This window comes from Vibrio aphrogenes (assembly GCF_002157735.2).
GTDB classification, from domain to species: Bacteria; Pseudomonadota; Gammaproteobacteria; order Enterobacterales; family Vibrionaceae; genus Vibrio; species Vibrio aphrogenes.
The window spans coordinates 382,483-397,542 of record NZ_AP018690.1 but is presented as its reverse complement, the minus strand read 5'-3'; the positions used below and the strand labels follow the sequence as shown (position 1 = coordinate 397,542).

At 41.7% G+C, this 15,060-nt stretch carries 13 protein-coding genes; 9 read left to right on the top strand and 4 right to left on the bottom strand.

The genetic code is table 11. The features are described from left to right. Window positions 1–12: 12 nt before the first annotated feature. From rbsA to rlmF, 6 genes are all read left to right on the top strand, one after another. Window positions 13–1,518 carry a ribose ABC transporter ATP-binding protein RbsA gene (gene rbsA, locus VCA1004_RS12995; RefSeq protein ID WP_086980869.1) on the top strand — a complete coding sequence of 502 codons (1,506 nt, stop codon included), beginning with the start codon at window positions 13–15 and terminating at the stop codon, window positions 1,516–1,518. Beyond that, on the top strand, window positions 1,515–2,501 hold the full coding sequence (gene rbsC, locus VCA1004_RS12990; protein WP_086980868.1) for a ribose ABC transporter permease: 987 nt from the start codon (window positions 1,515–1,517) through the stop codon (window positions 2,499–2,501). The genes rbsA and rbsC overlap by 4 nt, the downstream gene beginning before the upstream one ends. Window positions 2,502–2,576: 75 nt before the next feature. Next, entirely contained in the window at window positions 2,577–3,455 is an 879-nt protein-coding gene (gene rbsB / locus VCA1004_RS12985) for a ribose ABC transporter substrate-binding protein RbsB (RefSeq protein WP_086981381.1), read from the top strand. A gap of 155 nt (window positions 3,456–3,610) precedes the next feature. Continuing rightward, the gene (rbsK, locus tag VCA1004_RS12980) at window positions 3,611–4,537 is read left to right on the top strand and encodes a ribokinase (RefSeq protein ID WP_086980867.1); all 927 of its coding nucleotides are present in this window, start codon (window positions 3,611–3,613) and stop codon (window positions 4,535–4,537) included. A 114-nt stretch (window positions 4,538–4,651) separates the two neighbouring features. Continuing rightward, on the top strand, window positions 4,652–5,656 hold the full coding sequence (locus VCA1004_RS12975) for a substrate-binding domain-containing protein (protein ID WP_086980866.1): 1,005 nt from the start codon (window positions 4,652–4,654) through the stop codon (window positions 5,654–5,656). A 50-nt stretch (window positions 5,657–5,706) separates the two neighbouring features. Next, window positions 5,707–6,828: a 23S rRNA (adenine(1618)-N(6))-methyltransferase RlmF gene (gene rlmF, locus VCA1004_RS12970; protein ID WP_086980865.1), complete on the top strand. Its 1,122-nt coding sequence runs from the start codon at window positions 5,707–5,709 to the stop codon at window positions 6,826–6,828. A 141-nt stretch (window positions 6,829–6,969) separates the two neighbouring features. Here the strand turns inward: rlmF and aroG are convergent, their stop codons facing one another. The 3 genes from aroG to VCA1004_RS12955 form a co-directional block, all read right to left on the bottom strand. Next, window positions 6,970–8,025, bottom strand: a complete 1,056-nt coding sequence (gene aroG, locus VCA1004_RS12965) for a 3-deoxy-7-phosphoheptulonate synthase AroG (RefSeq protein WP_086980864.1) — start codon at window positions 8,023–8,025, stop codon at window positions 6,970–6,972. A 990-nt stretch (window positions 8,026–9,015) separates the two neighbouring features. Then, window positions 9,016–9,225, bottom strand: coding sequence for a transcription antiterminator/RNA stability regulator CspE (gene cspE / locus VCA1004_RS12960; RefSeq protein ID WP_086980863.1), 210 nt, complete (start codon window positions 9,223–9,225; stop codon window positions 9,016–9,018). Window positions 9,226–9,546: 321 nt separating this feature from the next. After that, window positions 9,547–10,563, bottom strand: a complete 1,017-nt coding sequence (locus VCA1004_RS12955; protein ID WP_086980862.1) for a lipoate--protein ligase — start codon at window positions 10,561–10,563, stop codon at window positions 9,547–9,549. Window positions 10,564–10,678: 115 nt separating this feature from the next. Between VCA1004_RS12955 and VCA1004_RS12950 the strand changes: the two genes are divergently transcribed. From VCA1004_RS12950 to speG, 3 genes are all read left to right on the top strand, one after another. Further along, window positions 10,679–12,061: an alpha/beta fold hydrolase gene (locus VCA1004_RS12950; protein ID WP_086980861.1), complete on the top strand. Its 1,383-nt coding sequence runs from the start codon at window positions 10,679–10,681 to the stop codon at window positions 12,059–12,061. Between the two features lie 32 nt (window positions 12,062–12,093). Further along, the gene (locus VCA1004_RS12945; RefSeq protein ID WP_086980860.1) at window positions 12,094–12,606 is read left to right on the top strand and encodes a GNAT family N-acetyltransferase; all 513 of its coding nucleotides are present in this window, start codon (window positions 12,094–12,096) and stop codon (window positions 12,604–12,606) included. A gap of 254 nt (window positions 12,607–12,860) precedes the next feature. Next, window positions 12,861–13,409, top strand: coding sequence for a spermidine N1-acetyltransferase (gene speG / locus VCA1004_RS12940; protein ID WP_086980859.1), 549 nt, complete (start codon window positions 12,861–12,863; stop codon window positions 13,407–13,409). Between the two features lie 119 nt (window positions 13,410–13,528). Here speG and VCA1004_RS12935 read toward each other — a convergent pair whose 3' ends face one another. Beyond that, window positions 13,529–14,857: a glycoside hydrolase family 18 protein gene (locus tag VCA1004_RS12935; protein WP_086980858.1), complete on the bottom strand. Its 1,329-nt coding sequence runs from the start codon at window positions 14,855–14,857 to the stop codon at window positions 13,529–13,531. Between the last annotated feature and the right edge of the window lie 203 nt (window positions 14,858–15,060).

Genomic DNA, 15,060 nt, shown 5'->3' with positions numbered 1-15,060 from the left:
GAGGCACTGATTATGTCACCAGCCATTTTAGAGCTAAACCAAATAGAAAAAGCTTTTCCTGGCGTGAAAGCGTTAGATAAAGCAAGTCTGAATGTTTATCCCGGTCGAGTTATGGCCTTGATGGGCGAAAACGGAGCCGGAAAATCAACCTTAATGAAAGTGCTAACGGGGATCTATTCGTTAGATGCTGGCAGCATTCATTACAAAGGTCTGCCCGTTACATTTAAAGGCCCAAGAGAATCTCAGCATGCTGGGATCAGCATCATTCACCAAGAATTGAACTTGATCCCTGAAATCAGCATTGCTGAAAATATCTTCTTAGGTCGTGAAATCACCAATGCCTTTGGCCGTATTTTATGGAATCAAATGCATGAGAAAGCCGCAAAGCTGCTGGCTCGACTCAACGTAAAAAGAGATCCTAAAACGCCATTAGGTGAGTTAAGCCTCGGCGAACAGCAAATGGTCGAAATCGCGAAGGCATTATCTTTTGAATCTAAAGTCATCATTATGGATGAACCTACCGATGCCTTAACTGATACCGAAACAGAATTTCTGTTTAAAGTCATCAATGAGTTACGCGACCAAGGTTGTGGCATTGTGTACATTTCTCACCGCTTAAAAGAAATCTTTGAGATCTGTGATGACATCACCGTATTACGAGATGGCAAATTCATTGGTGAATGCACCGTCGCAAGTACCAACGAAGATGCCCTAATTGAAATGATGGTGGGACGAAAACTCGAAGAACAATATCCTCGAATTACTACCCCAGCTGGTGAGACGCGTCTATCCGTCAATAACTTAAGTGGTAAAGGCATCGATAATGTCAGCTTTGAACTTAAGCGCGGCGAAATTCTGGGCATTTCAGGCCTGATGGGGGCAGGACGCACCGAATTAATGAAAATGATTTATGGTGCTCTACCGTCTCATTCAGGCTCTATTTTACTAGAAGGCAAAGCCATTGCACCCAAATCACCTCAAGAAGGTTTGGCATGCGGTATTGCTTATATCTCAGAAGACCGTAAAGGCGATGGGCTGGTGCTTGGATTGTCCGTCAAAGACAACATGACGCTATCGGCATTGCAACATTTTAGTAAAGGCATGCAAATTCAACACAATCGAGAAGTGATGGCTGTGGATGATTTTATTGACTTATTCAATATCAAAACCCCGACACGTCATCAAATCATTGGCAACTTATCTGGCGGGAATCAACAAAAAGTGGCTATCGCTAAAGGCTTAATGACTCGACCTAATGTGTTGATTTTAGATGAGCCAACTCGAGGGGTGGATGTCGGTGCTAAAAAAGAAATCTACCAACTAATTAATAAATTTAAAGCAGAAGGGATGAGCATCATTTTAGTGTCATCCGAAATGCCTGAAGTACTCGGCATGAGCGACCGCATTTTAGTAATGCATGAAGGTCACATCAGTGGCGAATTTAACGCAAACGACGCAAATCAAGAATTATTACTGGCTTGTGCAGTCGGTAAAAAAGTAAGTAAGGACGTAGCATGAGCAAAACCATTAACCCATCAAATGCACCAGAAAAACCAAAGAAACCATTGATCAGTAAAGAATGGTTGATCGAGCAAAAGTCATTAATTGCGTTGATTTTCTTGATCGTTGTTGTGTCATTTTTAAACCCGAACTTCTTTACGGTTGATAACATTCTCAATATTTTGCGCCAAACCTCAGTTAGCGCCATTATTGCGGTGGGTATGACCTTAGTAATTTTAACCGCAGGTATCGACTTGAGCGTAGGCTCGGTATTGGCATTATGTGGCGCGTTTGCGGCCAGCTTAATCGCTTTAGAAGTGCCGGTAATCATTGCCGTTCCAACCGCCTTATTCGCTGGTGCGGTTTTAGGGGGAATTAGTGGACTGATTATTGCCAAGGGTAAAGTGCAAGCCTTCATCGCTACTTTGGTCACCATGACCTTGTTACGCGGTGTCACTATGGTGTATACCGATGGCCGCCCTATCTCAACTGGCTTTACCGACATTGCTGATAGCTTTGCTTGGTTTGGTACCGGTTACACTCTAGGCATTCCAGTTCCAGTGTGGATCATGGTTATCGTGTTTGCCACCGTGTGGTACTTACTCAACCATACTCGCTTTGGTCGCTATATTTATGCTCTAGGTGGTAACGAATCTGCGACACGTCTATCAGGTATTAATGTCGACCGCGTTAAAATAGGGGTGTATGCCATTTGTGGTCTACTATCTGCGCTTGCCGGCATCATTGTAACCTCTCGCCTATCGTCTGCTCAGCCAACTGCAGGTATGGGATATGAGCTTGATGCGATTGCCGCCGTGGTCGTAGGTGGAACCAGTTTGATGGGTGGTCGTGGCCGCATTATGGGAACCTTAATTGGTGCGCTTATCATCGGCTTCTTAAATAACGCCTTAAACCTATTGGATGTATCTTCTTACTACCAAATGATTGCTAAAGCAGTGGTAATTTTATTAGCCGTTATGGTTGATAACAAAAACAAATAATCTTATTGCGATAAACAAAACCAACAAGAGCTACTTGATAGACTCGCCCTACATTAAAGGAATAACAACATGAAAATGAAAAAACTCGCTACTTTGCTGTCCGCTGCCGTATTAAGCAGTACAATTTCGGTTGCCGCACAAGCTCAAGATACGCTCGCGATCGTCGTATCCACTTTGAATAACCCATTCTTCGTGAGTATGAAAGATGGTGCGGAAGCAAAAGCAAAAGAGCTTGGCTATGACTTGATTGTGTTGGATTCGCAAAACGATCCAAGTAAAGAGCTATCGAATGTTGAAGATATCTCAGTTCGTGGTGTTAAAGCATTATTGATCAACCCTACCGACTCTGATGCCGTATCCAATGCCATTCGTATTGCTAACCGTGCCAAATTGCCAGTCTTAACACTCGACCGCGGTGCTAGCCGTGGTGAAGTAGTTAGCCATATTGCCTCAGATAACGTGGCAGGCGGCGAAATGGCCGGCAAATACATCATTGAAAAAGTAGGTGAAAACGCTAAAGTCATCCAACTCGAAGGCATTGCCGGAACCTCTGCCGCTCGCGAACGTGGTGCCGGTTTCATGCAAGCAGTGAAAGGTTCTCAGCTTGATCTTCTTGCTAGCCAACCTGCTGATTTTGACCGCACTAAAGGCTTAAACGTAATGGAAAACCTCCTTGCAGCCAATAGTGATGTGCAAGCCGTCTTTGCCCAAAACGATGAAATGGCCTTGGGCGCATTACGTGCGGTGCAAGCGTCAGGTAAAGATATCTTAATTGTTGGTTTTGATGGCACCGATGATGGGATTGCCGCAGTAAAACGTGGCATGTTAGGTGCAACGATTGCTCAACAACCTTCGCTTATTGGTGAATTAGGGGTAGAAACTGCCGATAAATTGCTTAAAGGGCAAGCAGTTGAAAAAAATATCCCAGTTCCATTAAAAGTCATTACAAAATAACCCTGAATGTGGTGAGAGAATCTGACTCTCACCACTTCTTTTGATGTATTATCGCTATATAAATCAACCTTTAACTTATTGTTTATTTATATAGCAATAATGTCATTTTATAAACACATCGCAATTTTCTGCGCTCATCAACGAAGGATTTACCAATGAACAAACTGATGGTTTTAGGCAGTGTTAATGCGGACCATGTTCTTCAAGTTCCCTTTTTCCCGCGTCCAGGGGAAACTTTAATGGGAAGAAATTATCAAGTAATCGCGGGCGGTAAAGGGGCGAACCAAGCGGTTGCCGCTGCTCGTTTAGGTGCTGACATTGGTTTTGTCGCCAGTGTGGGCGATGATGCTTTTGGTCTTAACATCATCGACGCTTTTAAAGCTGATGGCATCAACACCGATTTCATCAGCATTACGCCGAATACTCCAACTGGCATCGCGATGATTCAAGTGTCGGACGCCGGTGAAAATAGCATTTGCCTTGCACCTGAAGCGAATAATGCCTTAACCACCCCATTAGTGGAAACTCATGCACAAGCGATTCAACAGTCACAATATTTATTGTTGCAACTTGAGACCCCATTAGAAGGCATTGAAACGGCGGTGAAACTGGCTAAACAAGATAGCCATAACCCGGTTCAAGTTATTTTGAATCCTGCGCCAGCAAAAGCCCTCCCAGAATCATTATTAAGCCAAGTGGATATCATTACTCCAAATGAAACCGAAGCTGAAATTCTCACCGGGATTGAAGTGGTGGATGATGCAACGGCACAACAAGCGGCTGCCGCCTTACATGCTAAAGGGATCGCCATTGTCATGATCACCCTAGGTTCAAAAGGTGTTTGGTTAAGTGAGCAAGGCCAAGGTCAAATCATCCCAGGGTTCAGAGTCAAAGCGACTGATACCACGGCCGCAGGCGATACCTTTAATGGTGCGTTTGTAACCGGGTTATTAGACGGCATGAGCACTCAAGAAGCGATCCGGTTTGCGCATGCAGCCGCCGCAATTTCAGTGACCCGTTTTGGCGCTCAAACTTCTATTCCAACTCGACAAGAAGTCGATAGTTTTCTTCAGGATCAATAAGTCGTTATACCAATCTCACCAATTAGATGGTCAGAAATTGCATAAGAATCAAGCTGTAACAAGCAAGGATAACCAGATAAGAAGTACGATTGGTATTTTAGGGAGAATGAACACATGGCAACAATGAAAGATATTGCGCGGCTAGCTCAAGTATCCACCTCTACCGTGAGCCATGTGTTAAACAAAACCCGCTTTGTCAGTGAAGATATTGAAAAGCGGGTAAAACAAGCCGCTAAAGATCTCAATTACTCCCCTTCTGCTCTCGCCCGTAGCTTAAAAATGAAATGCACCAAAACCTTGGGCATGCTCGTGACTACCTCAACTAATCCTTTCTTTGGGGAAGTATTAAAAGGGGTCGAACGGCGTTGCTATGAAAAAGGCTACAACCTGATTTTATGTAATACCGAAGGCGACAGCGAACGTATGAAAGCATCGATTGATACCTTGCTACAAAAGCGAGTGGATGGGTTAATGTTGATGTGCTCGACCCTTGAAGGACAGGAGATTGAGATCTTTGAACGATATCCAAATGTCCCGGTTGTCGTTATGGATTGGGGCCCAATGACGTATGCCAGTGATAAAATTCAGGATAACTCTTATAAAGGTGGTTACCTCGCCACCCAATACCTAATCAAACATGGTCATACCACACTAGGCTGTGTAACTGGCCCACTTCACCGCCATCAAGCCATCTCTCGTTTTAACGGCTTTAAACAAGCGCTGCAAGATTCCAACTTAATCTTAAACCCTGATTGGATTGTCGAAAGTAATTTTGAATGTGATGGTGGCTATGAGGCTTATCATCAACTCAAAGCCACTAAGAGCCTGCCTTCAGCGCTGTTTGTGTGTAACGATATGATGGCTATGGGGTTAATTAATGCCGCCATTGAAGATGGGGTGAGCATTCCCAAAGAGTTGTCGGTGATCGGTTATGATGATATTCATTTGACCAAGTATATGGCTCCGTCTCTGACGACTATCCACCAGCCTAAACATCAATTAGGCAACGTTGCCGTCGATACTTTACTCAGCCGCTTAGCTCAACCGCAAGCTCCACAACGAATTATTCAACTAGAACCCAGCTTAGTCGAACGTAACTCGGTATATAAAATCGTTTAAATACGTTATTATCCTCCGGTTTTTACGATTGATAATTTTCGGAGCTATCTATGCCTGTTGGGCCAAAACGCAAACCATCCACCTCTTCTCGCTCGACTGGTAAAAAATCGATACCTCAAGCTAAACGCCAATCTACTCAAAAGCCGCAGAATAAGCGCCATCCGCATCGTCAAGCGGGGAGCAAAACCACCGCCAAACCGACGGGATTACACCCTCGCAATTTACATCATGGCCGCTATGATTTTGCTAAGTTAGAAAGTGCTGCACCAGCCTTATCACAGTACGTTATCATGACGCCACGCGGCGAAAAATCCATTAATTTTAGTGATCCTCAAGCAGTCTTAACCTTAAATGAAGCCTTATTAAAAGCTTATTACGGCCTGGAGTTTTGGCAAATCCCCGCGGGTTATTTGTGCCCACCGATCCCTGGTCGCGCTGACTATATTCACTATCTAGCTGACTTGATGAGCATGACCAAAACCAAAGTTGAGCAATTGGAAGTCGATGAAACGGATGAGATTAAAACTGGCTCAGCCAATCATAAACACACCGTGTTAGACATAGGGACAGGGGCGAATTGTATTTATCCGATCTTAGGCTCTACTCTGTATGATTGGAATTTTGTGGCGTCTGATATTGACCCGATTTCAGTTAAAACTGCGCAACTGCTTATCCAAGCCAATAAAAAGTTAAATGGAAAAATCAAAGTACGCCAGCAAACGCATTGTGAACGTATTTTCCATGGCGTCATTAAAGCTAATGACCGCTTCACCGCAACGGTTTGCAACCCACCCTTTCATGAGTCTCTTGAAAAAGCCCGTGAAGGTAGCTTACGTAAAGTAAATAACTTAACTCGTGGAAAGGCCGCACCACTTAACAAACGCGAGCAACCCGTATTAAACTTTGCTGGTACGGCGAACGAATTATGCTATCAAGGAGGGGAAATTGCCTTCTTAAAACAAATGGCAATCGAAAGTAAAGATTTCAGCCAACAAGTTTGTTGGTTTACTAGCCTGGTTTCTAAAAAAGAAAACGTACCGTTATTACAGCAGCAATTAAAGAAATTAGGTGCAACTAATATTAGGGTTATCGGAATGGCGCAAGGGCAAAAATTAAGCCGCTTCGTCGCTTGGACTTTTTTAACTAATCAACAACAAAAAGCCTTCTTTTAATTCCAATAAAAATGCCTAACCGATATTTGTCAGTTAGGCATTTTAATACCACTCGTACTAAGATTAGTAAGCGAAAAATAAAGAACTCGTGGCGAGTTATCGCTGCTAAAGTTAATTATGGATACTTAACCACAATTGAGGTTACTTAGTTGAGCGACGCACAGCCACAGCATCAGCCAATTGACGTAGCACCTTTTCCGTATCTTCCCAGCCGATACACGCATCAGTAATACTTTGCCCATAATTGGCGGCTTTGCCATCCACTAAATCTTGGCGACCTTCATTTAAGTGACTTTCAATCATGACACCAAAAATGGCATCTTCACCAGAAATCAGTTGTTGAGCAACATCGTCTGCCACGACCATTTGACGTTGAAACTGCTTCGAACTATTCGCATGGCTAAAATCAATCATCACTTTTTGACGTAACCCTTGGCCTGCCAGCTCAGCTTTTACCGCTGCAACATGTTCTGCACTGTAGTTTGGCTCCTTGCCACCACGCAAAATAATATGACAATCTGGATTACCTGCGGTTTCCACAATGGCAGAATGACCATATTTCGTCACCGATAAGAAGTGGTGAGATGCCCCTGCTGAACGACAAGCATCGGTAGCAATTTTAATATTTCCATCCGTACCATTTTTAAATCCAACCGGACAAGATAAGCCAGAGGCAAGTTCGCGATGTACTTGCGATTCGGTAGTACGCGCCCCAATAGCCCCCCAAGAAATCAAATCACCAACGTATTGAGGGGTGATCATATCTAGGAACTCACTGGCTGTCGGCATGCCTAAATCAGTCAAGTCCAGCAATAATTTACGCCCCATACGTACACCATCATTAATTTGATAGCTATCATTTAAATAAGGGTCATTAATTAAGCCTTTCCAACCGACTGTAGTACGCGGTTTTTCAAAATAAACTCGCATCACCACTTCTAGGTTGTCTTTAAGCTCATCACGTAAGACTTTCAAACGCTTACCGTACTGAATTGCCGCTTGTGTATCGTGAATAGAACAAGGACCGATCACCACTAATAAGCGATCATCCTGACCTTGCAAGATATTGTGAATACTTTGGCGGGACTCAAATGTCGTGTTGATCGAGGTTTCTGTTGCGGGAAATTTCTCTAAAACAGCCACAGGGGGGAGAAGTTCTTTAACTTGCTTAATTCTTACATCATCGACTTGTTGCATAACGACATTATCCTTATCTTATGTCCATCTTGAGTCATTCTCCTTGAAAAAATCTAATGAGAGAATGCGCAAAACTTATGAAAATTAGCTTCCTTACCGTTAAGTTATCCTTACAAAAACAGAACTTCAATCATTAATTGATGCAAAAAAGGATATTTTCTGTATTTTCAGCTTTATGCGATTCGTTTCATTCACTTAACTATCTAAAATACAAAAACAATTTAAGGGGTTATACCGAACACACTAATGAGATAACCATAAATGACAAATAACGGTTCAAAAATGAAGCGAATAGACTCTGCTACGGCGGCAGAATATCGGAACGTCAGAAACTAAAAAGCACACCATAGAATTAGGTGTGCTCATCATATTTATCGGCAAAAAGCCAACTAGAGGCGATGCCGCTTTTTCATTGCTTAACAGACTTACGCTTTAAGTTCGTGATGATGTTAACTAAACTTTATCGCGCTTTACTGTTTAAGCTATAGGGTCTTTGCTCAAGCACTTTCTAAAGTACTTGATATAAAACTATTTTTTTACTTGAGATTGGTTGCGTTTGTGTTGGAACCAAAAACGCTTACGACCATTTGAACGAGTCATAGTTATCCTTCTTATTTTCGTGTCTATCCACTTACTCAATATAGAGTATAAATGTGACAGATTTATATAAGCAGTTAATAACCTATTTATCTTGGCGTTAAGTTCGAGTTTGCGGTCAAACAAACCGAGATCAATATCTCACAGAGAGAGATCTATATCGAAAAATACGGTGAACAGAATTACAACAGGACTTGAATGCTAACGCAGGAGGGTCAGGTGGTTAATTTTTCACACTTCATCATCGGTGAAGTTTTATAAATGAGTTACTTATGCTTTCTTATTACGCAAGCAACCTATTTGCTTACGTTGATACAAAACAAGCGTCAACTTAAGTCAACGCTTGCTGATTTCTAGCTCTGATTTTGATCTCAGAAAACTAAAAATGAATTATTAAGCAGGAACAACGTTCGCAGCTTGAAGACCTTTTTGGCCTTGTTCTACTTCGAAAGAAACTTTTTGGCCTTCTTTCAAAGTTTTGAAACCTTCAGAAGCGATTGCACGGAAATGTACGAATACATCAGCACCACCGTTGTCTTGAGTAATGAAGCCGAAACCTTTTTCTTCGTTAAACCATTTAACGATACCAGTTGTTTTAGACATATTATGTCCCTTATCTTGTGTGCAATAAATGCAGTTCATTAATAATGCCGCGATATGCGACGGGTGCTGCGTTGAACGATTTAATGTTTTATTAAGCGAAGGGAAAATCTAAGAACAAAAACATAACTGTATTTGAGGATTCTACTTTTACTAAATTGTTGCATTAATCACTCTTATCAACAGAGCGAGGTAGATATTACAGGGTTTAATTCAGATGTACACCTATTTCGTGAAGAATATTAAAAATAAATTAAAAAAAGGTGACATAGGTGGCAAAAATCTTTATGAATCAGCCACCTAAAAACTATTTTTCGTCAAAAATTAAGCCAGTTGTTGCAAAAGCCAAGCTTCAACTTGTTGAAGTTCTTCATGTTTATCGACATGTTTGTTTTTAACTTCTTGTAAAGCTTCTTTAATCCCTTGAGCATTGTAAACTTTTCCCGATAACGCTTGTTGCAAATCCTCCAACGGCGCAGGATCAAGACTATCCGTAAACACTTGCACTTCTTCAATATGCGCTTTCTTTATATTGAAATGCAGCTCTACCCCACCCCAAACAAAGCGCTCATCAACTTGATGGCTAAATTCCGGTGTATTGCCAAAGTTCCAATGCCAATCCTTCTGTTTGTGATAAGTGGCTTCAAAGTTTGGTAAATCCGGCATCGCCTGTTCGGAGATAAACTCAGCTTCCACTTGTTCACCATAATAAGCAAAAAAAGCATTCTGAATGGCATCGCATAGCACTTCATGAGTAATGCTTGAGTCGATATCATTCAAATTAATCACTCGAGATCTGACAGAAGTAATGCCTTTGGCTTGCAGTTTTTTCGGATCAGGATTTAAATAATCGGCCAAACGCGTCATATCCGCATTTAATAAGATCGTCCCATGATGAAAACCACGATCCATTGCTTCTCGATAGGCTGAGCCAGAAAACTTACGCTCGCCTTCATCGGTATCGACCACGAGATCATTACGACCTGTCGCTTTTCCTTTAATACCAAGTTGAGTTAATGCATCAAGTACAATTTGCGTTGATACAGATTTATCGTATCCCGGCTTACCCGCCATAAAGGTAAAGTTACTGTTTCCTAAATCATGAAACACCGCACCACCACCACTTTGTCGACGTGCCAAGGTGATCCCATCTTGTTCCATACGCTGCGTATTACACTCTTTCCATGGGTTTTGCGCACGACCGATAACCACCGTATTGTCATTACGCCACAAAAACAGCACTTTCTGTTCTGCACTCATAGAACGAAAAATAGTGTCTTCTACTGCTAAGTTAAATAAAGGGTTCGTTGACGTTGAATACAATAATCGAAGAGATGACATGGTAACTCACTCAAGAAAAACAAAAGGATAAAGCAAATTTATACAATTCTAGACTCGATAGCCAATTATTTACTTATCTGTATTAATTTACTTTACAAAATTTCTGGAAACTCTAATGATAAGCTCGTATCGCCAATATAAGACCATTGCCAAGGAGCTGATTGTGCCAATCTTACCTGAGTTATTGACCCCCTTTATTGACCAAGGGGTAAGCTATCAACCTCATCAATTTGATATTCCTTTGGATCATAACGACCCACAAGGCAAGGCTATATCGATTTATGCTCGAGAAGTGGTACGTCTTGATAAACAACATGCCAATCTACCTTGGCTCGTATACTTTCAAGGTGGCCCCGGCTTTCCTTCCCCAAGAGCCGATGCACAATCAGGCTGGTTAAAAGCGGCATTACTGCAATACCGCGTCTTATTACTTGATCAACGCGGAACCGGCTTCAGTACTCCTATCACTCATCAAACATTAGCGAATATGAGTGCGGACGAACAATATCAATATCTGCAACATTTTCGTGCTGATAGCATAGTTAAAGATGCCGAATGGATTCGTCGCCATTTTAACGTCGAAAAATGGGCAATTATTGGTCAAAGTTTTGGTGGGTTTTGTTCACTGACTTATTTATCCTTTTACCCACAAAGCCTATTAAAATCCTATATTACCGGAGGCATTCCAGATCTTTGTGGTCATGCAGATCAGGTCTATCAAGCCACCTATCAACGAGTAAAACAAAAAAACCAACGCTTCTTTCAGCAGTTCCCACAAGCCCAAATGTTATGCCAACGCATTGCAGATCACTTACTGAATCATCATGTGACTCTACCTAATGGTCAACATTTTACCGTTGAACAATTTCAAACCATTGGTATCAACCTAGGTCGAGGGCATGCCGCCTTGCCGATGTACTATTTATTAGAAAGTGCATTTGTCGAGGTGGCTGGACAGCCCACATTAAGTTACGCATTTTTACAGGCGATGCTCAATGAACAGAGTTATCAAACCAATCCTATTTATGCCTTGCTGCATGAATCCATCTATTGTCAACCGTTTGCTAAAAATGAACAACAACAAACGCAATCAGCGTGGTCGGCCCAACGAGTTCGCCAACACTATCCCGAATTCAATTATCAATCAGGGCAAGAGTTTTATTTTACAGGAGAGATGGTTTACCCATGGATGTTTGAACAAATGGCCTGTCTTAAACCACTACAATCTGCTGCCGAAAAACTGGCGCAAAAACCAGATTGGCCAGCCTTGTATGATTTAGAGGCCTTAAGCCATAACCAAGTCCCGCTCGCCTGCGCCACTTATGTGGAAGATATGTATGTCGAATTTGATTATTCTCGTCGAACACTGGCCATGATACCCAACAGCCAAGCTTGGATGACCAATGAATATGAACATAACGGTTTGGGTATTGATGGCGAAAATATATTTGAACGCTTAGATCAAATGCTTCAACAACTGGAACAGCAAATACAATAATAAATACTGTGATTGTAAATAAGGATATCGCGATGCACACCAAAGTATTATCAAACCTTAATAACCACATGGCCGTCCTCGTTGAGCTCTTACAAGATTGCGTAACGAGTGGCGCCTCAGTGGGCTTTTTACCACCAGTCGATACGCAAACTGCTCAAGACTATTGGTTAAGCGTTGAAAAAGATCTCCAATCCACTCCTTGTTCACGGACTTTAATTGGCGCGTTTATCGAGGAACAACTCGTCGGTTGCGTGCAATTGGCTTTCACGAATAAACCCAATGCACAACATCGAGCTGAAGTTGAAAAATTAATGGTACACACTCGCCACCGCGGTAAAGGGATCAGCAAAGCGTTACTCAATCATTTAGAGGAAGAGGCCCGTGTAGCACAAAAACATCTGTTAGTGCTCGACACTCGTGTAGGAGATTTAGCCGCCGACTTATATCGAAAAATGGACTTCACTGAAGTGGGGCAAATCCCCGACTTTGCTTTAAGTGCAAGCGGTCAATTGGATGGTACCATTTATTTTTATAAGATGTTGTAGGGTGAGCCTTCGAACTACTCCCCATACAAATGGCGACATCTGCGTTCAAGAATCACCGCAGTTATTAAAATGCTATTTGTTATTAAAGCACCATTTGTTATTAAAGTGCCATTTTGTTCATTCATTTTGGCACTTTGCCTTCAACTCAAACAATAACTCTTATCGTTAAAGGCGATTTTTTTCATTCTTCAAAGCAAGTCAAATCTCTTATACTCAATTTAACTGATTGTTATTTAGTATGATAAGAGTTAATTATGTCTGAAAATATTCGTATCCGAGCTTTAGAAAAAGATGACCTTCGATTCATTCATAGCCTCAACAATAATCGTAGTGTTATGTCCTATTGGTTTGAAGAGCCATATGAATCCTTTATGGAACTCGAAAGCCTGTACGTTAAACATATACATGACTTAAATGAACGTCGTTTTATTGCTGAAAATAGCGATCGTGAGCATGTAGGGTTAGTCGAATTAGTCGAAATTAACTACATTCACCGTACCGCAGAGTTTCAAATTATCATCGCCCCTTATTTCCAGGGGCGTGGTTATGCACGAGAAATGATCGATCTGGCCGTGAATTACGCTTTCAAAATATTGAATGTGAATAAATTATATCTGCAAGTATCTGATGAAAATGAAAAAGCAGTGTATTTATATGAAAGTTACGGTTTTAAACGTGAAGGGTTACTCATTGAAGAGTTTTTCATGAATGGTCAATATCGTAATGCGATTCGTATGTATATGTTGCAGCGAGATTACATTCAGCGCCAACAAGAACCAAGCGCGATCAATGCCGTAGAATAAATCTTACACTAGATTATTTGTATGTAATGCGCATCTTGAGCAACCAGATGCGCATTCTTGTTTAAGCCTCAATAACTATTATTTTATACCTGAATATCTATTATTTCATACATCAAGAGTTATTGTTTCATGCCTTCATACATGGCGTTGACTAAGGCATTATCATCCGTATCTCCTGTTAACTCCCAAGCAAAAATACCCGCTAATCCATGTTGTTTCACCCATTGCGCTTTTGCTTTTATTGAGCGTGCATTGTCATAAGAGATATACACTTTCTTTTCAGGGTTCCATAAAAATGGCGCTTCGGATGCCTGATCATAACCTTGTTGATAGCCTTGTTGCTTAGTGTAATTTTTCATGAGATCCCAATACATAAAGTAACCTGGCTCAGCGGTTCCAAAGGTTGCCCCTTTCTCCGATATTAAATCCGAACTAGGAAGCTTGCCGTCAAATTTTTGTGTCCCCTCCCAACCTCGACCATAAAATGCTGCGCCCATCACTAATTTATTGGCAGGAATACCTAATTCCATCATTTGGTTTAAGAAAACATCGGCGCCCATTCCCCACCAACTGCGATCAGTGGCATGTAAATTGGTTAAATGGCCCGTCTGTTGGCCCCAACCACCGAGGAAGTCATAGGTCATTGCAAACATATTTGTCATATAAGGTGATACCGCTTGCCAATCAATTTGCGCCGCTTTGGGCCCTACCCCAACTGCCGATGATAACTCGTATTGACGTTGGGTTTGTTGAGTCAAGGAGTTCAACTCTTGGCGAATCGCCTTAATTAAATAAGTAAAAGCTTCTTTTTCATCGGCTTTCTGTTTATCGGTTAATTTAGTTTCCTCATTCCAAGGAGACGTTGTCAGCCCGCCACCACCGGGGTACTCCCAATCAAGATCAATACCATCAAAAAAATCATATTTTGCGATTAACTCAACGGCAGTTTTCGCAAAATGATCCATGGCTTGTTTACTTTGGGCCATTGCATGGAAGGGTTCCGACATGGTCCAGCCACCAAAAGAAGGCAATATAGTCAAATGAGGGTGTTCCGATTTGAGTTGAGCTAACTGCGCAAAGTGACCTTTGTATTCAACCGGGACTTTAACCGCTCCAAAATCGACTTCTAACGCCGATTTCTTGTCCACCACAATGGCTGTGAAAGGCTCTTTATCTTTACATTGCTCATTCACTTGTGCGATGACAGACTCTCCAGCACCAGTATGGGGCCCGCACATACTTAAAAAGGCGTAAATAATGTGAGTCAGTTTATCTGCCGGAATATCTTTTACGGTATACGGGTGTGCTTTGTTTTCATATTGCCAGTCTGCAAAATAGCCAGCCACGACTGAGGTCTCACTGACTGGAGTCTCACTGGCAATTGAAAAATGACTGACACCAACCGCCAAATAAGAGGCAATCAATAGTGATATCGTTTTTCTCTTCATTGCTCATTCCTTTTAAAGTACATGACCACACTAAAATAATCTAAATTTAGAGGGGGGATTGTAGGAAAAATACATTTTATGAATGCACTTCAAAGAAATATTGCTCCAACGTAAGAAGTTCTTTAACGATTACGCAATCGTTTAGCAAAAAAAAAGTGAGATCCAAACGTCTTTTTAAGCAGTGTAAGTTGACTTAGCTCGGT

What these genes read in the sequence shown, in the direction of transcription:
- rbsA (WP_086980869.1), top strand. Translation starts at nt 13, where the DNA reads ATGTCACCAGCCATTTTAGAGCTAAACCAAATAGAAAAAGCTTTTCCT.
- rbsC (WP_086980868.1), top strand. Translation starts at nt 1,515, where the DNA reads ATGAGCAAAACCATTAACCCATCAAATGCACCAGAAAAACCAAAGAAA.
- rbsB (WP_086981381.1), top strand. Translation starts at nt 2,577, where the DNA reads ATGAAAAAACTCGCTACTTTGCTGTCCGCTGCCGTATTAAGCAGTACA.
- rbsK (WP_086980867.1), top strand. Translation starts at nt 3,611, where the DNA reads ATGAACAAACTGATGGTTTTAGGCAGTGTTAATGCGGACCATGTTCTT.
- VCA1004_RS12975 (WP_086980866.1), top strand. Translation starts at nt 4,652, where the DNA reads ATGGCAACAATGAAAGATATTGCGCGGCTAGCTCAAGTATCCACCTCT.
- rlmF (WP_086980865.1), top strand. Translation starts at nt 5,707, where the DNA reads ATGCCTGTTGGGCCAAAACGCAAACCATCCACCTCTTCTCGCTCGACT.
- aroG (WP_086980864.1), bottom strand. Translation starts at nt 8,025, where the DNA reads ATGCAACAAGTCGATGATGTAAGAATTAAGCAAGTTAAAGAACTTCTC.
- cspE (WP_086980863.1), bottom strand. Translation starts at nt 9,225, where the DNA reads ATGTCTAAAACAACTGGTATCGTTAAATGGTTTAACGAAGAAAAAGGT.
- VCA1004_RS12955 (WP_086980862.1), bottom strand. Translation starts at nt 10,563, where the DNA reads ATGTCATCTCTTCGATTATTGTATTCAACGTCAACGAACCCTTTATTT.
- VCA1004_RS12950 (WP_086980861.1), top strand. Translation starts at nt 10,679, where the DNA reads ATGATAAGCTCGTATCGCCAATATAAGACCATTGCCAAGGAGCTGATT.
- VCA1004_RS12945 (WP_086980860.1), top strand. Translation starts at nt 12,094, where the DNA reads ATGCACACCAAAGTATTATCAAACCTTAATAACCACATGGCCGTCCTC.
- speG (WP_086980859.1), top strand. Translation starts at nt 12,861, where the DNA reads ATGTCTGAAAATATTCGTATCCGAGCTTTAGAAAAAGATGACCTTCGA.
- VCA1004_RS12935 (WP_086980858.1), bottom strand. Translation starts at nt 14,857, where the DNA reads ATGAAGAGAAAAACGATATCACTATTGATTGCCTCTTATTTGGCGGTT.